Annotated in this window: 20 protein-coding genes and 1 tRNA gene; 12 read left to right on the top strand and 9 right to left on the bottom strand. The window is 41.7% G+C overall.

What is annotated here, in order from left to right:
• Positions 1-277: 277 nt before the first annotated feature.
• Entirely contained in the window at positions 278-2,074 is a 1,797-nt protein-coding gene (gene lepA, locus ACYZZR_RS10550) for a translation elongation factor 4 (RefSeq protein ID WP_461533970.1), read from the top strand.
• A gap of 95 nt (positions 2,075-2,169) precedes the next feature.
• Here the strand turns inward: lepA and ACYZZR_RS10555 are convergent, their stop codons facing one another.
• The 3 genes from ACYZZR_RS10555 to ACYZZR_RS10565 all read right to left on the bottom strand — a co-directional run bounded on the left by ACYZZR_RS10555 (position 2,170) and on the right by ACYZZR_RS10565 (position 3,856).
• Entirely contained in the window at positions 2,170-2,610 is a 441-nt protein-coding gene (locus ACYZZR_RS10555) for a GNAT family N-acetyltransferase (protein WP_461533971.1), read from the bottom strand.
• 9 nt (positions 2,611-2,619) lie between these two features.
• On the bottom strand, positions 2,620-3,057 hold the full coding sequence (gene rpiB, locus ACYZZR_RS10560; RefSeq protein ID WP_461533972.1) for a ribose 5-phosphate isomerase B: 438 nt from the start codon (positions 3,055-3,057) through the stop codon (positions 2,620-2,622).
• Between the two features lie 556 nt (positions 3,058-3,613).
• Positions 3,614-3,856: a putative signal transducing protein gene (locus ACYZZR_RS10565; protein WP_461533973.1), complete on the bottom strand. Its 243-nt coding sequence runs from the start codon at positions 3,854-3,856 to the stop codon at positions 3,614-3,616.
• A gap of 129 nt (positions 3,857-3,985) precedes the next feature.
• Here ACYZZR_RS10565 and rnr point away from each other — a divergent pair, with 129 nt between their 5' ends.
• The 3 genes from rnr to ACYZZR_RS10580 all read left to right on the top strand — a co-directional run bounded on the left by rnr (position 3,986) and on the right by ACYZZR_RS10580 (position 7,640).
• Positions 3,986-6,181: a ribonuclease R gene (gene rnr, locus ACYZZR_RS10570; RefSeq protein ID WP_461533974.1), complete on the top strand. Its 2,196-nt coding sequence runs from the start codon at positions 3,986-3,988 to the stop codon at positions 6,179-6,181.
• A gap of 91 nt (positions 6,182-6,272) precedes the next feature.
• Complete coding sequence (locus ACYZZR_RS10575) at positions 6,273-6,947, top strand: head GIN domain-containing protein (protein ID WP_461533975.1); 675 nt, start codon at positions 6,273-6,275, stop codon at positions 6,945-6,947.
• 12 nt (positions 6,948-6,959) lie between these two features.
• On the top strand, positions 6,960-7,640 hold the full coding sequence (locus tag ACYZZR_RS10580) for a LysE family translocator (protein ID WP_461533976.1): 681 nt from the start codon (positions 6,960-6,962) through the stop codon (positions 7,638-7,640).
• A 50-nt stretch (positions 7,641-7,690) separates the two neighbouring features.
• Here ACYZZR_RS10580 and ACYZZR_RS10585 read toward each other — a convergent pair.
• Positions 7,691-7,761 (bottom strand) — tRNA-Cys (locus ACYZZR_RS10585).
• Between the two features lie 92 nt (positions 7,762-7,853).
• The gene (gene folB, locus ACYZZR_RS10590) at positions 7,854-8,237 is read right to left on the bottom strand and encodes a dihydroneopterin aldolase (RefSeq protein ID WP_461533977.1); all 384 of its coding nucleotides are present in this window, start codon (positions 8,235-8,237) and stop codon (positions 7,854-7,856) included.
• A gap of 255 nt (positions 8,238-8,492) precedes the next feature.
• Here folB and ACYZZR_RS10595 point away from each other — a divergent pair, with 255 nt between their 5' ends.
• From ACYZZR_RS10595 to ACYZZR_RS10605, 3 genes are read left to right on the top strand one after another with little or no spacing between them, the layout of a single operon-like run.
• Positions 8,493-10,178, top strand: coding sequence for a glutamine--tRNA ligase/YqeY domain fusion protein (locus tag ACYZZR_RS10595; protein WP_461533978.1), 1,686 nt, complete (start codon positions 8,493-8,495; stop codon positions 10,176-10,178).
• Between the two features lie 56 nt (positions 10,179-10,234).
• Positions 10,235-10,459: an addiction module protein gene (locus ACYZZR_RS10600; RefSeq protein WP_461533979.1), complete on the top strand. Its 225-nt coding sequence runs from the start codon at positions 10,235-10,237 to the stop codon at positions 10,457-10,459.
• 2 nt (positions 10,460-10,461) lie between these two features.
• A complete protein-coding gene (locus tag ACYZZR_RS10605; protein WP_461533980.1) occupies positions 10,462-10,764 on the top strand; it encodes a type II toxin-antitoxin system RelE/ParE family toxin in 303 nt (100 codons plus the stop codon).
• Between the two features lie 13 nt (positions 10,765-10,777).
• Here ACYZZR_RS10605 and ACYZZR_RS10610 read toward each other — a convergent pair whose 3' ends face one another.
• From ACYZZR_RS10610 to gltX, 3 genes are all read right to left on the bottom strand, one after another.
• Complete coding sequence (locus ACYZZR_RS10610) at positions 10,778-11,197, bottom strand: GNAT family N-acetyltransferase (RefSeq protein ID WP_461533981.1); 420 nt, start codon at positions 11,195-11,197, stop codon at positions 10,778-10,780.
• 214 nt (positions 11,198-11,411) lie between these two features.
• Positions 11,412-12,353, bottom strand: a complete 942-nt coding sequence (locus ACYZZR_RS10615) for an SPFH domain-containing protein (RefSeq protein ID WP_461533982.1) — start codon at positions 12,351-12,353, stop codon at positions 11,412-11,414.
• A 183-nt stretch (positions 12,354-12,536) separates the two neighbouring features.
• Positions 12,537-14,054, bottom strand: a complete 1,518-nt coding sequence (gene gltX / locus ACYZZR_RS10620) for a glutamate--tRNA ligase (protein WP_461533983.1) — start codon at positions 14,052-14,054, stop codon at positions 12,537-12,539.
• Positions 14,055-14,190: 136 nt separating this feature from the next.
• Here gltX and ACYZZR_RS10625 point away from each other — a divergent pair, with 136 nt between their 5' ends.
• The 5 genes from ACYZZR_RS10625 to ACYZZR_RS10645 all read left to right on the top strand — a co-directional run bounded on the left by ACYZZR_RS10625 (position 14,191) and on the right by ACYZZR_RS10645 (position 22,249).
• Entirely contained in the window at positions 14,191-17,538 is a 3,348-nt protein-coding gene (locus tag ACYZZR_RS10625; protein WP_461533984.1) for a coiled-coil domain-containing protein, read from the top strand.
• A complete protein-coding gene (ybeY, locus tag ACYZZR_RS10630; RefSeq protein ID WP_461533985.1) occupies positions 17,531-17,950 on the top strand; it encodes an rRNA maturation RNase YbeY in 420 nt (139 codons plus the stop codon). The genes ACYZZR_RS10625 and ybeY overlap by 8 nt, the downstream gene beginning before the upstream one ends.
• A gap of 103 nt (positions 17,951-18,053) precedes the next feature.
• Positions 18,054-19,925, top strand: a complete 1,872-nt coding sequence (gene mnmG, locus ACYZZR_RS10635) for a tRNA uridine-5-carboxymethylaminomethyl(34) synthesis enzyme MnmG (protein WP_461533986.1) — start codon at positions 18,054-18,056, stop codon at positions 19,923-19,925.
• A 482-nt stretch (positions 19,926-20,407) separates the two neighbouring features.
• Entirely contained in the window at positions 20,408-21,289 is an 882-nt protein-coding gene (locus tag ACYZZR_RS10640) for a class I SAM-dependent methyltransferase (RefSeq protein ID WP_461533987.1), read from the top strand.
• 447 nt (positions 21,290-21,736) lie between these two features.
• A complete protein-coding gene (locus ACYZZR_RS10645; RefSeq protein ID WP_461533988.1) occupies positions 21,737-22,249 on the top strand; it encodes an OmpH/Skp family outer membrane protein in 513 nt (170 codons plus the stop codon).
• 107 nt (positions 22,250-22,356) lie between these two features.
• On the opposite strand, the gene ACYZZR_RS10650 is transcribed toward ACYZZR_RS10645, so the two are convergent.
• On the bottom strand, positions 22,357-23,502 hold the full coding sequence (locus ACYZZR_RS10650; RefSeq protein WP_461533989.1) for a DNA polymerase III subunit: 1,146 nt from the start codon (positions 23,500-23,502) through the stop codon (positions 22,357-22,359).
• Positions 23,503-23,553: the final 51 nt, after the last annotated feature.

Consider the following 23,553-nt stretch of genomic DNA (forward strand, 5'->3'; position numbering starts at 1 on the left):
CACAACGACCACATGGTTCACTAAAAAATATGAAACCAGAAGAATTTGAAACTTTTCTTTTGGGGCGCGCCCCAAAAGAAAGACCAACAGTAATCATTAATTATTAACCTGAAAAAAGGCAAGCTTATTCAGGCAAGGTCAGAACAACAACAACAAACCATAAATCACCAACTAAAAAACTACAATCTAAACCCAAAATAAAATTATATTTGCAAATTAAACCTGTCCTAAAAAACCGGGAGGTATTCCGGAGAATAAGGGACATATAACCTTTGCTATGAAGCACATCCGGAATTTTTGCATTATCGCACATATAGACCACGGGAAAAGTACCTTGGCCGACAGGTTGTTGGACTATACCGGATCGGTAACGGAACGGGAGAAGCAAGATCAGTTACTCGACAATATGGATCTGGAGCGCGAGCGTGGTATTACTATCAAATCGCACGCCATACAGATGGAATATGTTCACAAGGGAGAAACGTATACCCTAAACCTGATAGATACTCCCGGACACGTAGATTTCTCTTATGAGGTATCGCGTTCTATTGCGGCCTGTGAGGGTGCATTGCTCATCGTAGATGCTGCACAGAGCATACAGGCGCAAACTATATCCAACCTATATCTGGCCTTGGAAAACGATTTGGAAATCATTCCGGTACTGAATAAAATAGATCTCCCAAGCGCCAATCCGGAAGAGGTTACCGACGATATTGTAGACCTATTGGGATGTGATCCGGAAGAAGTGATTCCCGCCAGTGGTAAAACCGGACTGGGAGTAGATAAAATACTCGAAGCCATAATAGAAAGGGTACCACCGCCAAAGGGAAATACCGACGAACCCCTACAGGCTATGATTTTCGATTCTGTATACAATCCTTTTCGGGGGATTGAAGTAATCTTCCGAGTGATGAACGGACAGATTACCAAAGGGCAGAAAATTAAATTTATGGCTACCGGAAAAGAGTACTATGCCGACGAAATCGGTACACTCAAACTCACTCAACATCCAAAACAGGTCATTGAAACAGGAGATGTAGGTTATCTTATTTCAGGGATAAAAGAAGCTCGAGAAGTTAAGGTGGGGGATACCATTACCGATGCAAAAACGCCTACAAAAAATATGATTGCCGGTTTTGAGAATGTAAAACCGATGGTCTTTGCCGGTATTTATCCGGTAGATACCGAAGATTATGAGGAACTTCGCGCCTCTATGGAAAAACTGCAGCTCAACGATGCTTCTCTGGTATTTACTCCTGAAAGCTCTGCGGCATTGGGATTTGGTTTCCGCTGTGGATTTCTCGGTATGCTACACATGGAAATCATACAAGAGCGTTTGGAAAGGGAATTCGATATGACGGTAATCACTACTGTACCCAACGTATCCTACCTCGCTTACAGCAAAAAACAACCGGATACCCCCATCGTAGTCAACAACCCTTCCGACTTGCCCGATCCGTCAGGAATGGATAGGGTAGAGGAGCCCTATATCAAAGCGACTATTATTACCAAAGCCGACTTTGTAGGACCGGTAATGAGCCTTTGTATAGACAAAAGGGGACAGATTACCAATCAGACCTATCTCACCCCGGAGCGAGTAGAGCTCAATTTTGACATTCCACTGGCAGAAATTGTTTTTGACTTTTACGACCGATTGAAAACGGTTTCTAAAGGTTATGCTTCTTTCGATTATTCGCCTATAGGAATGCGCAGCTCAAAACTGGTAAAAGTAGATATACTGCTCAACGGGCAATCGGTAGACGCGCTTTCAGCGCTTATCCACGCCGACAATGCCTACGATATCGGCAAAAGGATGTGTGAAAAGCTCAAGGAACTGATTCCACGCCAGCAATTCGACATTCCGATACAGGCCGCAATTGGGGCAAAAATCATCTCTCGCGAAACTATTAAAGCCTTGCGTAAAGACGTAACCGCAAAATGTTATGGGGGCGATATTTCACGAAAGCGAAAACTGCTCGAAAAACAGAAAAAAGGTAAAAAGAGAATGCGCCAAGTAGGTAATGTAGAAATACCTCAACAGGCATTTATGGCTGTATTGAAACTCAACGACTAAATAGCTATACCTACTTTTTTAATACCGGAGATACGAATTTTCGTGTTAGAGGAGATTGGAATGGATACCCTACTAGCATATCGATCCATAAAATATCACCGTATCATGGCAATATGAGGTATACCATCTTCCAGATAACCTTTGCCTATCTGCTTAAATCCGTGTTTTTCATAAAATTTAAGCAGGTATTCCTGAGCTGATATTCGTATTCTCTCTTCGGAAAAATGAGTGGAGATAGCGCTTATAGAAGCCTTTATAATTTCGTGTCCATAACCGTATTGTCTGTAACTTTCTCTGACTACTACGCGCCCTATACTCGCCTCTTCAAAATACATTCCGGGTTTAAAAATCCGGGTATACGCCACTACCTCATCATCTTTTTTCCCTATCAGGTGCAGAGCATAAGCATCTTTGCCATCTAGATCTTGATAAACACAGTCTTGCTCCACCACAAACACCTCCGATCGCAATTGGAGTATATCGTATAATTCTTGCAGACCGAGTTCGTCAAACGATTTTACCGAAATTGAAAGCATAAATCGGATTTATGAACAACCAAGAGGTATCTTGTTTACGCGGTTTTGATGCCTTCCTCCTTCAAATTCTGTATTCAAAAAGGTCTTTACCATATCTAAGGCCTGTGGCAAGGAAACAAAACGAGCGGGAATACTCAATATATTGGCGTTGTTGTGTTCGCGAGCGAGTTGAGTAATCTCTTTGGTCCAACAGAGTGCAGCTCGAATTTTTTGGTGTTTGTTGGCTGTGATTGCAGCGCCGTTACCACTTCCGCAGATAATAATTCCAAAATCGGCTTCGCCCGATTCTACATCGTCCGCTACCGGGTGAATAAAGTCTGGATAATCCACACTGCTATCGGCATCTGTACCGTGATTGGTCACTGTGATCCCCATATCTTCGAGCAGTTCTTTTATCGCAAATTTATACGAAGTACCTGCGTGGTCGTTGCCTATAGAAATTTTCATGGTGTAAACGTTTATATATGTGTACGCAAAGGTACTAAATAAGGCTTTTGAACCGCTATAAACAGCCTTGTTAATTTGATTTTATAAATATTTAATAATGAATTAATTATACCTTAACACTAACTGTTGATATTTATAGGCTATAATCTCAAAAAATAATTTGTTTTTATCAAAATATATTGCAATATGCTTTTTTATTCGGATTAATCAAGTGGATTCTTTTAAAATTTCTCGGTTGGTTATCAAGTTTAAAAACACAGTTATCAACACTTATTGGTACTGCTATTTATCAAATAAAAACTGTTATTTACAATTGTTCACAACTGTTAATTACTTCTCATTTATCCGTAGAAATGAAGAGCTTATAGTGGGTAAAAACTGTTGATTACCCGGTATAATTTTTAATAAGAGACAAAGTCAAGTTTTTCCGGAAAAACTTACACCACAAATTAACAGCCCATAATAACACATCAAAAAATATTTTAAAAAAAAAGAATTTATAATGATAATGTTAATTGTTGTTGATTACTTCTTGTGGTTAAACTGGAAATAATACTCAAACAATTCTCATTGTAGTGCCTTTATCTTCAAATTCTCTCAAGATTTCAATTGCGATATCTACGTCTTTGTGATGTACTTTTAGCTGTATTCCGCCAAGGGCATTGGAGTAGAAGGGGGTTATATTTACCATGGTTTCATTCTCGAAGACATGGGGAATTCCGGCATCTTCCAAAGCGAGGCGGAGCACCGCGTATTCGTAGGGGTATGTAAAGACCGCTATAGTTACAAATTCTTCCATCGACTTAGTTTGGTGTTATAGGTGTATAAAAATAGGGAAATATTACTTTATTTAATTTTTAAGTTATACACTCTCGCCATGTTACTTCGATTATTATTTGTACTTTTCGAACATAATAGAAACGATTATATGTCAAGAAAGAAAAAACGTGCTGAGAAGCACAAAAAGAGTGAAATTATCAAGGGTATTTTTTCTGTACTCGAAAAGGATCCCAACAAATCATTCAACTATAAACAGATTGCTTCAAAACTGAATATTACCGATGCTGGAAGGCGCAATATACTCATAAAGAAACTGGTAGAACTCAAGGAAAAGAAATCTATTAAAGAGGTAGAACGAGGTAAGTATCAAGCCATACCTTCACTCAATTATTTTACAGGGATAGTAGATATTACGGGTAGGGGAAATGCCTATGTGATTTGTGACGAGCTGGAAAAGGATGTTTTTGTACCGTCGAATATGCTGGGAAAAGCCTTGCATGGAGATGAGGTAGAGGTGTATGTATTTCCAAGGCGATCGCGAAACGGAAAGAAGCTAGAGGGAGAGATTACCAAGATTATCAACAGAAAAAAGACAGCTTTTGTAGGAGTAGTTCAGATGCAGAAAAATTTTGCCTTTGTACTACCTACAGATTTTCGCATGTATACCGATATTTTCGTGCCTAAAAACAAAATAAACGGCGCTGAACACGGCGATAAGGTATTGGTGGAGATCGAAGACTGGCCGGATAAGGCCGATTCGCCTTACGGCAAAATTCAAAAAGTATTCGGTAAACCGGGAGAGCACAATACCGAAATGCACGCCATTCTCGCTGAATACGGTTTGCCATACACCTTTCCGGAAGAAGTGGAGCACTATGCTAATCAGTTAGATACTTCTATCACAGCCGAGGAAATAAAGAAACGACGCGATATGCGTGAGGTGCTCACCTTTACCATAGACCCGGCAGATGCAAAAGACTTCGATGATGCGCTGTCTTTTAGAGTGCTAGACAACGGAAATTTTGAAGTGGGAATACACATTGCCGATGTGTCGCATTACGTACAGCCGGGGAGTGTTCTCGACGAAGAGGCATACAACCGGGCTACTTCGGTCTACCTGGTAGATCGCGTAGTGCCTATGCTGCCCGAAATACTGTCGAACAATGCTTGTTCCCTGCGTCCGAATGAAGAAAAATACACCTTTTCCGCAGTCTTTGAAATGAATGGAAAAGGGGAGGTGCTCGAACAGTGGTTTGGGCGTACAGTAACCTATTCCGATCGGCGTTTTGCTTATGAAGAAGCTCAGGCTATTATAGAGCGACAGGACAATGTAGTGCCAAAAGAGGTATCGCTAAGCGGAGAGGAGTACAAAGTAGAACAGGAGGTAGCCGACGCTATTCTGAAACTGGATGAAATAGCCAAGATAATGAGGGTAAAGCGAATGAAATACGGCGCTATTTCGTTTGATAAGGTGGAGGTGAAGTTCGCCCTCAATGAGGATAATGAACCCACCGGAGTTTACTTTAAAGAGAGTAAGGATGCCAACAAACTCATAGAGGAGTTTATGCTGTTGGCCAACCGAAAGGTGGCAGAGTATATCGGAAAGGTAAAACCTCCAAAAACTTTTGTATACCGAGTGCACGACGAACCGGATGAGGACAAATTAATACAGTTGCAGGGCATTGTTTCGCGTTTTGGATATGCTCTTGATATGAAGAGTAAAAAGACCATTACAAGCTCTCTAAACAACCTTCTCAGGGATGTTCAGGGCAAGAAGGAACAGAATATGGTCGATACTTTGGCTATACGTACCATGAGCAAGGCCGAATACACCACGCATAATATAGGGCATTACGGATTGGCTTTTGATTACTACACGCATTTTACCTCTCCCATACGGAGGTATCCCGATGTGATGGTTCACCGACTGTTACAGCACTATTTGGATGGTGGTGAGTCGGCAAAAGAGGAAGTTTACGAAGAGAAATGCAAGCATTCTTCTTCTATGGAAAATCTTGCGGTAAGTGCTGAAAGGGATTCTGTAAAGTATATGCAGATCAAGTTTATGGAAGACCGCAAGGACCAAGAGTTTGTCGGAGTTATTTCCGGTGTTACCGAATGGGGTATCTATGTCGAAATTATCGAGAATAAATGCGAAGGTATGATTAGAATTCGTGAGATTCGCGACGATTATTACGTATTTGATGAGCGACAGTATGCACTGGTAGGTGAGGTGACCAAAAATATGTACCAACTGGGCGATGAAGTGATTGTAAAAGTGAAAAGCACCGACTTGGTAAAACGCCATCTAGACTTCGAATTACTGGGAAAAGCCGAAGATTAACGGTATATTTGGAATGATTATTGAACGCTGATGGACAGCGAATACATTAGGGTTTGTCCAATCAGATTCTAAGATTAAAAGATTGAATTTTATGAAGCGCATATTTTTTGTGGTGGTACTGTTGGTGAGTACCTGTACTTTTGCTCAGAAGAGCATAGAGAAGGAAATGGGAAAATTTGATGAAGTAAAGGTATTTGACGGTATTTCTGCACAGCTCTTTCCTTCTGAGGAGAACAAAATTATTATTTCGGGAGAAGATGCAGAGTCTGTAAGCGTAGTAAACAACAACGGAGTACTCAAGTTGCGCATGAATATAAAAAAGGCGTTTAGCGGGCACAAAACATTTGTAGAAATACACTACAAGCAGAAACTGAGTATTATCGATGTCAATGAGAATGCTTTTATAGGTTCGCCAGAAACTTTTAAACAGGTGAGCCTTGAGCTGAAGGCTCAGGAAGGTGGAGAGATAGATATTGCTTTAGACGTGGATAAACTGAAATCGAAGGCGGTGACAGGAGGAATACTTACCGTAAAGGGAAAATCTAAAAACCAAGAAGTTGCAGTCAACACAGGTGGAGTGTTTAACGGAAGCGAGTTGACCACCGAGCAGACTACCATAAATCTCAACGCTGGAGGTAATGCCAGTATCAAAGCGACTGAATATGCTGATGTAAAAGTAAGAGCCGGAGGAACGGTTAAGGTTTATGGAAAACCTGAAGTATTAGAGAAGCAAACGTTTTTGGGAGGAAAAATCATAGAAGAGTAATTAATTGACGCAATGCAGGATATTCTCGCTGCCATTCCGTGGGGTATTTTACTGGCCTTTACTATAGGACCGGTGTTTTTTGTACTGTTAGAAACCAGCGCTATCAAAGGGATAAGGGCTGGTATTGCATTCGACTTAGGTGTGATTACCAGCGATATAATTTTTATACTTATCGCCTATTTCAGTACCAATCAGATTCTTGAAAAACTCAAGGACGATCCAGCACTTTTTATTTTTGGAGGGGTACTTCTACTGTGTTACGGCCTTATTTCTTTTGTGAAAATACGGAGAGAATATCTGAGAAATGCCGACAATATGGACGATTTTTCCATCTATCGAAAAAACTATGCAGCCCTGTATTTTAAGGGGTTTTTACTCAATTTTATCAATATAGGAGTACTCGGATTTTGGCTGGGAGTTATTATTGTTTTCGGACCGAAATTAAACATGGAACCACAGCGGATTATTACCTTTTTTACCACCATTATCCTTACCTATTTAAGTATTGATTGTATCAAAATAGTATTGGCTAAACAGTTGAAAGGAAAACTCACCCCTTGGCGTATCTACAAAGTAAAGAGAGTGATAAGTATTGTACTGATGGTTTTTGGAGTGGCACTTATTGTACAGGGATTGTTTCCAGCCGAAAAAGAAAAAATTAAAGAAGCCATAGAGGATATCAGAAGTAAGTAATTATTCTCAAAAAAAACGCCTTGTAGAATATTCCACAAGACGTTTTTTTGAGGCACCGAGCGGATTCGAACCGCTGTACAAGGTTTTGCAGACCTCTGCCTAGCCACTCGGCCACGGTGCCCTGTATCGGGACGGCAAATCTACTAATTTATTTTTTAATCCACTAAAATAATAGTTTTGAATTCTCCTGAGAATTTATCCCGATTGATCAGCTTATAAAGGGGTCGATTCACTGTTGTCGTTACGATCTAAAGTCATGCCTATGGTCACCATTTCCACATTGCCTCCTATGGGTGGATTTATTTTTGAAACTTCTACTGTAGCTTCTCGAGCAATCTCTATTTCACTGAAGATCCGATTTATAATGCGTTTGCACACCTGTTCGAGAAGTTTAGAACGCACTGACATCTCTTCTTTTACAATGCGGTTAATATGTACATAATCTACCGTATCGCTGAGCTGATCTGAGGTAGCCGAAGGTTGCAAATTGGCCGTAACGGATACGTCTACACGGTAATCACTGCCTATTTTTCCCTCTTCTATAAGACATCCGTGATAAGCGTATACACGAATATTTGAAAGTTTTATGATTCCCATAGTTTTCTCTGTGATTGCAATTGATTTTTACAACTGCGGTATAGAAATGCAAAAGTAAGGCTATCGTGGGCAATCACAAAGCAATAGACCAATATTTGAATGTACTGCTTATAAGTCGTATACTACAGATTGTTACCACTTTGGCGTTTTTAGAGCTCTGTGGTATTCCGAATTCAAATCGTTGACGTATTTTTGCAGTCGGCAGTACTCGACTATTTTAAATTAAGGGCTGTGTGTTAAAGAAAAACAACTGTTATGTCGGAAAAAGAAAGATCGCTAAATTTTATAGAGCATATTATTGAAAAGGATATCGAGCAAGGATTTCCGAAAGATAAGCTCAGGTTCCGATTTCCACCGGAACCCAACGGATATCTACACATAGGGCATGCCAGTTCTATCTATCTGAATTTCGGACTGGGGTTGACCTACAATGCTCCGGTAAACCTGAGGTTCGACGATACCAATCCGGAAAAGGAGGAACAGGAGTATGTAGATGCCATAAAAAGAGATGTGGAATGGCTCGGTTTTAAATGGGAACAAGAGTGTTACGCCTCCGATTACTTTCAGCAGTTGTACGATTGGGCGATAGAACTTATAAAGAATGGAAAGGCTTATGTAGACAGTCAGACCTCCGAAGCGATTGCCGCGCAAAAGGGAACACCTACCAAAGCGGGGGAGGAGAGCCCATTCCGAAATCGTTCTGTAGAGGAAAATCTCGATCTTTTTAAACGTATGAGAGCTGGAGAATTTGAGCCTGGAACCCATGTTTTAAGGGCAAAAATAGATATGGCATCGTCTAATATGTTGATGCGCGATCCGGTGATTTACAGGATTATGCATAGAGAACACCACCGTACCGGTAACGAATGGCCTATATATCCTATGTACGACTGGACACACGGGGAGAGCGACTATATAGAACAAGTGTCTCATTCATTCTGTACGCTTGAATTTGCCATGCACAGAGAGTTGTACGAGTGGTTTCTGAAGCATGTGTACGAAGAGGGAAGAGTAATGCCTAAACAGCGTGAATTTGCACGTCGTAATCTGAGTCATACCGTAGTGAGCAAGCGAAAGCTGTTGCAATTGGTTAAAGAAGGTGTTGTTTCTGGATGGGACGACCCTCGTATGCCTACTATTTCCGGTTTGAGAAGAAGAGGATATACCCCGGAGTCCATTCGCAATTTTACTGCTACTATCGGTATAGCTAAACGAGATAACCTTATCGATGTGTCTCTGTTGGAATTCTGTATTCGAGAAGATCTCAACAAAAAAGCACCGAGAGTAATGGGAGTGTTAGACCCTGTAAAAGTGGTGATTACTAATTACCCGGAAGGGGAGGAGGAGTGGCTGGATGCAGAGAACAATCCCGAAGATGAATCGGCAGGATCGAGAAAAGTGCCTTTTTCGAGAGAGATTTATATCGAAAGGGAAGATTTTAGAGAAGAGGCCAACAGAAAGTTTTTCCGCCTGAAACTCGGAGGAGAAGTTCGTCTAAAAAATGCTTATATCATAAAAGCAGAGGAGGCGATTAAGGATGCCGATGGCAATATTACCGAGATTCGCTGTACCTACGATGAGCTGAGCAAGAGTGGTAGTGGTACTGAAGAGAGTATGCGAAAGGTAAAGGGGACCCTGCACTGGGTGTCTGTAAAGCACGCTATAGAGGCAGAGGTTCGTATCTATGACAGGCTGTTTACCGACCCGGAACCAGATGCGCATAAGGATAAGGATTTTATGGAATTCATAAACCCCAATTCTCTGGAAATTACTACAGGATATTTAGAACCCTCACTCGAAAATGTTGAACCCGGAGCGCAATACCAATTCCAAAGACTGGGGTATTTTTGCGTAGATCGCGATTCAAAACCCGGAAAATTGATATTCAATAAAACCGTAGGTTTGAGAGATAGCTGGGCGAAGATCGATGATAAAAAGTGATGTTTTACCTGGATTTCAATATTTTTATTCTATTTTTATAGGTAAATAGAAGTGATATGAAAACACAAATTGTAAAAGATCATAAGGGAAAACCTACAGGTGTTTTTATTCCGATGAAAGAATGGGAGTATATAAAAAGCTATTTTCCTGAAATTGAATCTATCCATAAGGATTTGCCTAAATGGCAAAAGGATATTATAGATCAAAGGCTAAAAGATATAGAAGAAGACCCTAAACAACTGTTACCTATTGATCGGTTATTTGATGTTTTAGACAGGTAAAAATGGAGTTTGTAGCCTTTTACCATACAGGTGTAGAGAATGATATTTTTAGGGCTAGAGATTGGTATAAAAATCAACGAGATGGATTGGAAACTCGTTTTTCAAAGGAGGTTAAATCTACAATTCAGCAAATAATTTCGGATCCTTTTATTTTTCAAAAAAAGTATAAAGAGGTGAGAATTGCGTACACCAAAATATTTCCTTTTGGAATTCATTTTCGTGTGAATGATGTTCATAAAGAAATAATAATTTTGGGAGTTTTCCATACATCGGTAAATCCTAAAAAATGGGAAAAACGCTTATAACTTTTATTATTCTTTAGCTAAAGACAATTTTTTCCATAATAAGTTCGGATTGCGTAGTAGTATGGAATCCGAACTTTTTGTATAAGCCGTGGGCATCTAGAGTTTTGAGTCCCCATTTTTCTATTTCCGAAAGTTCAGGATGCGATATTATGTTTTCGAGCAGCATACGCCCAAGGCCGTTTTTTCGATGCCCGGGAATGATAAAAACATCCATAATCCAAGCAAAAACAGAATAATCTGTAACCACCCGGCCAAAACCGAGTTGTTGTCCCTCATGGTCATATACTCCAAAACAAAGGGAATGAGCAATCGACTTTTCTATGGTCTTGCGTTTTCTCCCCTTGGCCCAATACGATTGGCGAGCTAAAAAATCTTCTATTAAATCCAAATTGAGCATGGATTTGTCAGTGGAAATATAATAATCAGAATTCACAGCATTTATATTATAACGACCTATGGTAAACAAAAATCTAATATATAATTTTTATTATAATCAAAAATTATAGAATTACGGAATAACATCAATCAAATTAATAAAAAACGACCTTCATAGTTTTGTGTATAATGAAGATCGTTTTTTGTTCGGCTATATCCCTCATTTTTAATATAAAACCTCGGGAAAATGGCTTATTTGCCTTTTTTGAGGATTATTCCTGCTTGTCGGCTTGGTCGTTGCCTTTTGCGTTACCTTTTTTCATCGCTTCACCGATTTGGTTGCTCGTTGCAAATGCAGCGACCATATTGTTTAGCATATCGGTACCTGCCTGCGGAGAGTTGGGCAGAAGGATGAGATTGCTGTTGGTCTCTTCACCTATAGATTGCAAGGTGTCGTAATGTTGAGTCACTACGATAAGCGCAGAAGCTTCTTGCGAATTTATGCCTACTCTGTTCAGCACTTCGACAGATTCTTCGAGACCTCTTGCTATTTCTCTTCGCTGATCTGCTATACCTTGTCCTTGTAGGCGCTTGCTTTCAGCTTCAGCCTTAGCTTTCTCTACTATGCGTATGCGTTCGGCATCACCGTCAAACTGAGCTGCGATCTTTTCGCGCTCGGCAGCGTTGATGCGATTCATAGCCGATTTTACCTGAGCGTCAGGATCGATATCGGTTACCAAGGTCTTGATAATGTCGTAACCGTATTCGAGCATAGCATCCTGTAATTCTCCTTTTACCGCTATGGCAATATCGTCTTTTTTGACAAACACATCGTCCAGTTTCATTTTCGGCACCTCTGCACGGACTACATCAAAGACATAACTGGTGATCTGGTCGTGAGGATATTCCAGTTTGTAAAAGGCTTCATACACCTTGTCTCGAATAACGACATACTGAACCGATACTTTCAGTTTTACAAATACGTCGTCTAGAGTTTTGGTCTCTACAATTACATCGAGTTGCTGTATCTTCAGGCTCAATCGTCCCGCGATACGGTCTACCAAAGGGATTTTTAATTGTAGTCCTGAATGACGTATGCTCTGAAAACGCCCGAATCGTTCTATCACAACAGCGGTCTGTTGCTTGACGATAAAAAATGACGATAAGAAAATGACAATCCCGAAAAATATCAAAGGATAAATAATAATGTTCATAGGCTTTATTTTAATTGATTAATTTATAGTTATTCACAGTAAGTTTTAATTTCAAATTTCAAATTTCAAATTTCAAACACCAAACACCAAACACCAAACACCAAACATTTTCACAGGTGAATATACGCAAAAAACCTCATAGAATTTGTTCCACGAGGTTTTTGAGTGTTAAATAATTGCTATTTATCCTAGTGCTGTGATAGCTTTTTGTATTCTCAAAATAGTTTCTTCCTTTCCGATCAATTCGGTAATATCGAAAATATGCGGACCTCTCATAGCTCCTACCAGTGCGAGTCTTAGAGGTGGCATAATCTGTCCGAAACCGAGCTCGTTATCAGCTATCCATTGTTTTACAGCTGTTTCGGTGAGAGTAGCGCTGAAGTCGTCTGCGGATTCCAATACTTCCTTTACAAGCTGGTTTAGGAGTGAGGCGGTATTTTCTTTCCACTGCTTTTTAAAGGCTTTTGCGTCGTAACTGTCGGGCGACTTAAAAAAGAATGATGCTTGTTCCCACAAATCGGAGATAAAGGTGGCCCTTTCTTTTACCAGTCCCACTATTTTTTCTAGGGGTAGGGTAGTAGTGATGCCCTTTTCAGCAAGTAGTTCGGAAAAGGCCTCGGCAATTTGAGCGTTGTCTTTTAGTTGTAGGTAATGGTGATTGAACCACTTTATTTTTTCCGGATCGAATCGCGCACCGGACTTATTGACTCGTTCCAAGAGGAATGCATCTATAAGCTCGTTTTGGCTAAAGACTTCTTGTTCCGTACCGGGGTTCCACCCCAAAAGAGCGAGAAAGTTTATCACAGCTTCCGAAAAATAACCGTCTTCGCGATAGCCTCTCGAAATCTCTCCTGTTTTTGGATCGGTCCATTGCAGAGGAAAGACCGGGAATCCCAATTTGTCGCCATCTCTCTTGCTCAATTTTCCCTTGCCCGTCGGTTTTAAGATAAGAGGTAAATGAGCAAATTCAGGTGCATCCCATCCAAAAGCCCGATAGAGCAAGTGATGTAAAGCCAAAGAAGGAAGCCATTCTTCTCCTCTGATTACATGGGTGATTTCCATCAGGTGATCGTCTACGATATTGGCGAGGTGATAGGTAGGCATACCGTCGCTCTTAAAGAGAATCTTATCGTCGAGTATTCCGGTATCTATGGTAATCTCTCCGCGAATTAGATCGTTGAGAACTAGAGACTCACCCTGGTCACACTTAAAGCGGAGCACGTAGTCGGCACCACTTTCCAAGCGCGATTGCACCTCTTGTTCAGTGAGCGACAACGAGTTTTTTAACTCTTTTCTGTTGTGCCAGTTGTATATAAAAGTTTTCCCTTCAGCTTCATATGATTTGCGTAGTGCATCGAGCTCGTCGGCTGTGTCAAAAGCGTAATATGCACTTCCCTTAGCGATCAGCTCGTCGGCGTAATCTTTGTAAAGGTGTTTGCGCTCACTCTGTCGGTAAGGGCCGTATCCCTTGTCTTTGCCTATACCTTCGTCAAAGGGAATACCGCACCAATTCAAGGCCGCTACAATATAGTCTTCCGCTCCGGGAACATATCTCCCCTGATCGGTATCTTCGATGCGAAGTACAAAATCACCACCGTGTTTTTTGGCGAACAGATAGTTGAACAACGCCGTACGTACTCCGCCAATATGTAGCGGTCCGGTAGGGCTGGGGGCAAAACGCACTCGAACTTTTTTATTCATTTTTTCCGGATTTGAGCAGCAAATTTACGGGTTTATCTACAAGCGACAAACCTCGAAAGGCAGTGTGGAAAAAATTGTACTTTTATAAATTGGAAAAAACAGACTTTAACGGAATGCTATAAGTCGTAACAACAGTATGCAAGACCGTCGGGAAAAATACGAAACAGAAGCATTGAAGGAGATAAAGCAAAAGCTGGAACGCTTTATCCGTAAGTACTATGCCAATACACTGATAAAGGGAGTCCTTCTTTTTACCGCTATTGGTCTGCTTTATTTTCTGTTTACCTTGTTTGTGGAACATTTGTTCTGGTTTGGAAAAGGAGGGAGAACATTGTTGTTCTGGCTCTTTGTTTTTGTAGAAGTCTATCTGCTGTACCGCTTTATCGGCATACCTCTGATGAAGATGTTTCGATGGCAGAAGGGAATAGGGTATAAAGAAGCTGCAACCATTATAGGAGCTCATTTTCCGGAAGTAGGAGATAAACTGATCAACGTACTCCAACTTTCGGAAAGCAGTGCGCAGTACAGCGAACGGGATAGGGAACTGCTCTTGGCAGGAATCGAGCAAAAATCAGTCCAAATGCAAGCCTTCTCCTTTCATTTTGCAGTCGATTTTAAACGAAATTTAAAGTATGTCAAATATGCGCTAATTCCATTTGCTATTGTTTTTATAGTATGGATTAGCGGTAATATTAGTTGGTTTTCAGATAGTTATAAAAGAGTGGTCGATTATCGCACCGCTTATGAACCCCCTGCTCCTTTTAAGTTTTTTGTGATGAATGATGCCCTGAATGGCATTGCTAATAAGGCTTTTGAAGTGAGAGTTAAGGTTGTTGGCGAGATACTTCCGGAAGATGTGGAGGTACATTTTAACGGACAGCGCTATTTTATGCAGAAAGAGGGAGTGGACAGTTATAAGTACGTTTTTGAACAGCCACAGAAGGATATCAGTTTTTATCTGTCTTCCGGTAAAGTTTCTTCTAAAGCTTATTTGTTGAGGGTAGATGCAGCTCCGCTAATGACAGGTTTTGAAATGCAATTGCACTATCCCTCTTATATCAAGCGAAGCTCCGATACGCTTAGAGGTACGGGAAATGCTACAGTTCCGGAGGGCACCGAAGTGCTTTGGGTGTTGAATACCGAAAATACTACAGGGGTTTCATGGAGCTCGTCCGACACCTTGATTCAATTTGAAAAAGAGCATTCCAAAGGCGACAAGGCTGTATTCTCCATGTCCAAACACTTGTACGCTAATATCTCATACAATATTACAACAGCCAATGAAAAACTTAAGGATTACGAGTCACTTGGATTTGATATACGGGTGATAAAAGACGAGTATCCTGAGATTGATGTAAAGGAGGTACACGACAGCACAGCTTTGGAAGCTACTGCCTTTGTAGGACAGATTTCTGACGATTACGGCTTTTATAAACTAACGGTAAACTACTACCCGGAGGGAGAAGAGGAAAAAGAGATAAAGAAGGAGTTAAAGATTGCTTCTGGAGCAACGGTATTCCGATTTGCTCAGGCCTTCCCGGGGGATCTGAAATTAGGCCAAGGACTAAACTATCTGGTGTATTTTGAAGTGAGGGATAACGATGTATTGAGAGGGGGAAAGTCGGCAAAATCTTCACTGTTTTCCTATCGTATGCAGACCAAAGAAGAAATTGAAAGAGAAGCTTCTGCTCAACAAAAAGAGGCCATAAAAAATATGGAACGTACGCTTGGGCATATGAAGGATAGGGAGGAGGAAGGAAAGGAGATCAGGACCTTGAATATGGAAAAGGAGGAGAAGAGTTTTAACGACCAGCAGCGAATAGATAATTATCTCAAAGAGCAGTTGGAGCAAGAGAAAATGATGCGGCGTTTTACGCGTGAGCTCGAAGACAGATTGGAGCAGGCACCTGAAAGTAATGATCCACTTGAGAAAAAATTGTTGCAAGAGCGCCTGGAACGCCAACAAGAGGAACTGGAAAGGGACAGGGCGTTGATGGAGGAATTGAGGGAGGTCTCTGAGAAGATAGATCGCAAAGACATGGCCAGAAGACTGGAGCAGTTGGCGAGGACGGAGCAAAGTGGAAAGCGGAATCTTGAACAGCTACTCGAGCTCACCAAAAGGTATTACGTAACACAGAATGCCGACAGATTACAGCGGGAATTGGAGCGTATGGCAGAGGAGCAGAAGAGCCTTGCAGAAGACAGTAATGAGGAGGAAGTATTGAAAAAGCAGCGAGATTTGAATGAAGAATTCAAGTCTTGGAGAGAGGAAATGAGAAAATTGGAAGAGGATAATGAGGGTTTGAAGAAGCCTATGGAATTAGGAAGTAATAGTGAGCAAGAGGAGGATGTTGAGAAGCAACAACAAGACGCGATAGAGGGTATAGAACAGTCGGATAGGGAGAATGCAGAAAAGAAGCAGCGGAATGCCGCTGAACAGATGAAGAAGATGGCAGAGAAAATGAGTTCTTCGATGCTGCAAGGTCAGGCTTCTTCGGATATGGAAGATGCCAAAGCATTGCGACAGATATTGAAAAATCTGGTAACTTTTTCTTTCCGTCAGGAAGATTTGATGAGGCTTGTGAATAGACTGCAAAGCGAAGCTCCGGATCTCAGTGGAAGCATACATCAGCAGCACAATTTAAAAGAGATGTTTACACATGTTGACGACAGTCTTTTTGCACTTTCACTCAGGCGTCCTGAACTTTCTGAAGTGCTCAACAAAGAGCTTGCTGACGCGCATTTTTATATTGAAGCTTCCTTAGATCAGCTTGCAGAAAACGAGGTGTATAGAGCTGTGGCTAGTCAGCAATACAGTTTTACGGCGGCAAATAATCTCGCCGCCTTGTTGAGTGAAGTGTTGGATAATTTGCAGGAGAATATGTCTATGGGTAGCGGAAGTGGAAGTGGAGAGATGCAATTGCCAGATATTATTCAGAGTCAGGAACAGCTAAACGAGCAGATGAAGCAACAGATAGATGGTGATAAAAACAAGTCCGGAGAAGAGGGAAAGGAGAAAGGAGATGGAGAGAGTGGAGAAGGAGATGTCATGGAAGAAGGGGAGGGCGATGCGGAGGCGCTGTATGAGATATACAAACAACAGCAATTGTTGCGAGAGGCTCTTGAAAAACAACTTGAGGAGATGGGAGACAGTCCGGGGAGTAAGGATGGCCAACAGCTATTGCGTGAGATGGAAAATGTTGAAAATACACTCTTGCGTGAAGGGATGAATGAAACGAGCATGAAACAGATGCTCAACCTTAAACACGAGTTGTTAAAGTTGAAGGAAGCTGCTATGGAACAGGGAACAGAAAACCGGAGGGAGAGCAGTACAGCGACAAATGCCTATAAAAGAGAAGCGGTAAAGACTTTGCCTGAAGTAGAGGAATATTTGCAGGGAGTGGAAATATTAAACCGACAAGTATTACCTTTGCGGCAAATTTATAAAGATAAGGTAAAAAAATATTTTAGTCGCGATGATTAATTTTTATTATGAATCTGATTTTACCTTGACGGATGAAGAAATTTATGCCGATTGGATAAATCGCGCCATTGTTTCGGAGGGCAAGGAGACTGGGGAGATCAGTTATATTTTTTGTGACGATGAGTATCTTTTGAGCCTTAATCAGAAATACCTGGACCACGACACGCTTACCGACATTATTAGTTTCGACTATACTGAAGGCGACATTATTCACGGGGATATTTATATTTCTGTAGAAAGGGTTCGCGACAATGCGGCCGATTTTAATATTGCTTTTGAAGAAGAACTCAGGAGAGTTGTTATTCACGGTGTGCTGCACTATTGTGGATATAAGGATAAGACGGAGGAGGAGAAGGTCGTGATGCGTGGAAAAGAAGAAGAAAAAATGGCACTGTTCCACGTGGAACAGTAATTTTTTACAGGTGAGTTTGTGGTGTTCCACGTGGAACAAGTAAGATTCAGCGAGAGCGTTCAGGGTGTGGGAAATATAAAAAGAACTTGATAACAAGATTGGAATGTTCGACAACACGTATGATGTTATAGTAGTAGGAGCGGGCCATGCGGGTTCGGAAGCGGCGGCAGCGGCGGCCAATATGGGGTCGAAAACGCTGCTTATAACAATGAATTTGCAGAATATCGCTCAGATGTCTTGCAATCCCGCTATGGGCGGAATTGCAAAGGGACAGATTGTTCGAGAGATCGATGCCTTGGGCGGATATAGCGGTATAGTAGCCGATAAAACAGCTATTCAGTTTAAGATGCTCAACAAATCGAAGGGGCCAGCTATGTGGAGTCCGAGAGTGCAGTCGGATAGAATGCGATTTGCAGAGGAGTGGAGGTTGATGCTTGAACAAACTCCTAACCTCGACTTTTACCAGGAAATGGTGTCAGGATTATTGGTAGAGAACGGAAAGATTGCAGGGGTAAAAACATCTCTAGGAATAGAGGTAAGGGCGAAGGCTGTTGTTCTTACTAATGGGACTTTCCTGAACGGATTGATTCACATAGGAGAAAAACAATTCGGAGGGGGAAGAGCAGGAGAACGGGCCGCCACGGGTATAACAGAAGAGTTGGTAAATCTCGGTTTTGATGCCGGGAGAATGAAGACGGGTACACCGCCGAGAGTAGACGGAAGATCGCTGGACTATTCTGTTATGCAAGAACAGCCAGGAGACGATGTGCCGGAAAAGTTTTCGTATTCCGATCTTACTAAGCCTCTCGAAAAACAACGGTCGTGTTATATGACCTATACCAGTCCTGAGGTGCACGATCTGCTCAGAGAAGGCTTCGATCGTTCGCCTATGTTCAACGGGAGAATTAAAAGTATTGGTCCGAGATACTGCCCTTCAATAGAGGATAAAATCAATCGTTTTGCCGATAAAGACAGACATCAGTTGTTTGTAGAACCGGAAGGGTGGAACACTGTTGAGGTATACGTAAATGGCTTTTCAACTTCACTGCCCGAAGATGTTCAGTTTAAAGCATTGCGATCGGTTGTCGGATTTGAAAACGTCAAGTTTTTCCGTCCCGGGTACGCTATAGAATACGATTATTTTCCTCCTACTCAGCTCCGGCATACCCTCGAGACAAAACTGGTAGAAAATCTGTTTTTTGCCGGACAAATCAACGGTACTACCGGGTATGAAGAGGCCGCTTCACAGGGGCTTATGGCAGGGGTGAATGCGCACTTAAAAGTGTATGGAAAGGATCCGTTTGTCCTCAAGAGGAACGAAGCTTATATAGGGGTGCTTATAGACGATCTTATCACCAAAGGAACCGAAGAACCGTATCGTATGTTTACCTCGAGAGCGGAATATCGAACACTTCTTCGACAGGACAATGCCGATTTTAGACTTACACCTAAATCGCACGATATAGGACTGGCTTCTGAAGATCGCTTGCGCAGCATGGAGAAAAAGAAGAATAATGCCGATGCCTTTATTCACTTTTTCAGAGAAACCAGTGTAGACCCCTCAGAGATGAATTCGGTGCTGGAAGAAAAAGGATCCTCCTTGATGAAACAGTCCGACAAGCTGTACAAAGTGTTTTCCCGTCCCAATATCACGATGGACGATATGATGAAAATAGGGGAGGTAAGGCAGTATGTAGAAGCGCATCAGTTGGATAAAGAAGTGCTGGAACAAACGGAAATACAGGTGAAGTATTCGGGATATATAGAGAAGGAAAAGAACAACGCGGATAAACTGAATAAACTCGAAGATATAGCCATTCCTCCCGGCTTTGATTACGACAAATTGAAATCGCTCTCCTTTGAGGCGAGGGAGAAACTCAAAAACATCCGTCCAGCTACACTTTCACAGGCGTCGCGTATCAGTGGAGTATCACCTAGCGATATCAGTGTAATGCTGGTGTATATGGGACGATAATGTACAATTTTTAAAAGACGTTCCACGTGAAACATCCAGGTCAATTCGCATGTATATTGATGTCGGCTGTTTTGTACTGTTCCGGAATGTAATAGTCAGGAGTCGGAAGTTGTCATCCTATGTTTGCAGGAGAGGAAGAAAAGCTCCTCCCTTTAGACAAAGGGAGGTACCCAAGCGCAGCGCAGGGGGGAGGGTTCTGACAGCCTGAGTTTCTGAAGTAGCTCTAAGTGTTTGGATATCGGTATGGTTTGGGTTTTCAAACCTTCCGTCATACCTCCGGGATGCCACCTCCCTTCGTCTGAAGGGAGGAGTTGGTTAAAGGGAAGGAAATCGTGTCATTCCGACGAAAGGCCTGTCCGCCGAAGGAGGAAGGAAGGAATCTCTTTTGAGCCGATATGTTATTGAAGTTTCTTTGGGCGGGGTGTAGATTCTTCACTTCGTTCTGATATTTGTCATAAATCAAAAAAACTAATTTCCTGTAAATGGATAAGCCAGCAGCTTCACATTACCTAATGTGTAAAGACTATACCGTAAGCGGCGAACTTTTTGCCTTGGTTCGGGATGAAGAGTTACAGATGTTGAAAACCGTTCCTGCTCCGGAAGAAGATCGTTTGCCGGAATACTACAAAAGCGAAAACTATATCTCCCATACCGATGGCAAGAGAAGTCTGTTTGAAAAGTTGTACCATATTGTAAAGCGATATTCCTTAAAGCAAAAACTCAAATATATCGATAGAGAAAACCCCGAAAAAGGGCGATTGCTCGATATCGGTGCCGGCACAGGCGATTTTTTGGCAGTCGCTAAAGAAAACGGTTGGGAGGTAGAAGGTATAGAACCCAATTCTGGCGCGAGAAAAAGAGCAAAGGAAAAGGGAGTGTCCCTAAGAGGGGAATCTGACGAACTTTTTGTGGAAGACAGACTTGCCGCTTTTACGACAATTACCATGTGGCACGTGTTGGAACATGTGCCCGATTTGCACCGACAGATAGACGAACTGAAAGTGCTGCTCAAAAGTGAAGGAACCCTTTTTGTAGCTGTGCCCAATTTTAAATCTTTCGATGCCGAATACTACAAAAGTTTTTGGGCGGCATATGATGTGCCCAGACACTTATGGCATTTTTCTCCTGAAGCCATAAAATCTATTTTTCAAAAACACGGCATGAAAGTCACTCGTCAAATTCCGATGAAATTCGATGCCTTTTATGTCAGTCTGCTTTCCGAAAAATACAAAACCGGGAAAATGAATTTTTTTAAAGCCTTTCGTCTCGGATGGCGATCTAATCGCAAAGCTGCCTCCAGCGGACAATACTCCTCCCTGATTTACGTCATAAAACACGAAAACAACAAAAACAAGGCGATTTAAGGGCTTTTCTCTCTGCACACGGTTTCAGGAACACCAAAAAAACGGAACGCGCTAAAAACGGCTTAAAATAAACGATTTTTGATTGTGTTTTATTATTGAGTTTTAATTTTTAATAAAGATAAACTATAGTTAAGAAATTGTCGTCCAAGGATAGGTGTAGCCTCAGGATTGTACGTTATGCTGTTGAAGGTTCTTTGGGCTTGGGGGGAGATTCTTCACTGCACTCTGCTCCGTTCTGAATGACATTTTTTGGTGTCATCCTATGTTTGCAGCAGAGGAAGAAAAGCTCCTCCCTTTAGACAAGGGGAGGAGTTGGTTGTAAAGGAAGGAGACCGCGTCGGTGCTTTTGATACACTCAGCGCGATAAGTTTCCCCAAAAATAAAATAGAGGAAAACATCACGTCTGAAAAACTTTTCTATTTTTGCGTGTAAACAAATTTTAAACCGATGAAGAAAATTGTTATAGCCGCAGTGGCTTTGTTCGGATTGTTCTCCTGCCAGCAGGATAAGATTGCTTTTATAGACAACACCAAACTCATCAATGATTATCAGGAAAAAAAGGATATAGAGGCTAAATTCAAGACAAAACTCGAGGCTTTTCAAAAGAAGACCGACAGTCTTTCTCTGGCATTGCAAAACGAAGGTCAGGCCTTTCAAACCGAGGCAGCCAAGATGTCGCAGAGCAAAGCTCAGGAAAAATACGAGCAGCTGATGCAAAGGAGACAACAGATACAACAGCAAGTACAGCAGGAAGAAATGCAGTTGCAACAGGAAAGCCAAGGAGCAATCGACTCCCTTATAGAAAAAGTCAGAGAGTTTGTCAAAGATTACGGCAAAGACAATGGATATACCTATATCCTCGGTGCTAATGAAGCCGGAAGTGTCCTCTATGGTGTCGAAGAGAAAGACCTTACCGACGAAATTCTCAAAGCACTTAACGACAAATATGCTAAAAAATAGTAATAAACTGAAATACAGTTTGTTATTTAAAAATCCCGGTAGCTAAAACCGGGATTTTTCTTTGAGTTATTGCTGAGGAGTATAGAAATAATTTTATTGGGCGCTTCCTAAGCCCTGTGTAGCAATCTAGTGAGTTTTATCGAGAGGTCTGTGAACACAATCTTGGCATTGCCGTTGCGTTCTATGTGATAAATGGCGTCTTGTAACTCCTCGTTAATCGCACTGATATTGTTGCCGCTTACAAAAGGCGCAAATTTTTCCAACTGGAAATTTTCCGTACGAAATTCCATAAACACCAGAGAGGGAGCACTGTAATTTAAGAGTAAGGCCTGTCTGAATACATCCATGCAATAGTGGAGAAAGAGTTTTTGTGTTTCTCTACCGCTTGCGGCAATCTCTTCACTCCAAGAGATGAGCCCTTGTATGGCAGTCTTGTTTCCCTTGGCTATAAAAGCGGTGCGAACCCAGGTGATAAACCAGCTTTCAAAAGTCAGATCGCTCTGATCCTTGTCTGCCAAAACCAGCGCCTTGTTGTAGTCACCATCGGCCTGATGTGCAATTTTTACAGCCTCGTTTTCCGGGATTCCTCGGGAGCTAAGAGATGTGCGTATTGCCATTTCCGACAATGGGGGGAAGTGCAGTATCTGACACCTGGAGAGTATGGTCTGCAAGATCTGCCCTTCGTCTTTTGCGATGAGTAGGAAAAGTGTTTTTTGAGGGGGTTCTTCTATGAGCTTGAGCAACTTGTTGGCCGAGGCAATATTCATTTTTTCTGCCATCCATACAATCATTACCTTATATCCTCCTTCATAGGATTTTAACGAAAGCGATTTGACGATATCCTGGGCCTCATCTACACCAATCTGCCCTTGTTTGTTCTCAATACCAAGGGTCTGATACCATTCAAACAGTGTTCCGTAAGGCTTTTGTTTGACGAATTGCCGCCATTCTTCCAGAAAGTGATTGCTCACCGGATGTGACTTTACCTTGGAGTTGCTCGCCACCGGAAAAGCAAAGTGAAGATCGGGATGTACTAAATGATCAAATTTAAGATTGCAGGAAGCATTTCCAGTATCGTTTTCTCCTCCTTGATTCCCACAGAGGACGTATCTGGCATAAGCGATGGCCATAGGGAGTACCCCACTGCCCTCATTGCCCACAAATAGCTGTGCATGGGGGATGCGCTGTTGGTCTGCACTTACCGTAAGGTGCCTTTTTAAATGTTCTTGTCCGAGAATATCTTTGAATAGCATCCGACAAATATAGGGTGTTTAACAATATTCTAATAAAACTGCCGATTTGGA

It is taken from the genome of Sinomicrobium sp. (genome assembly GCA_029266035.1).
Lineage (GTDB): Bacteria > Bacteroidota > Bacteroidia > Flavobacteriales > Flavobacteriaceae > Sinomicrobium.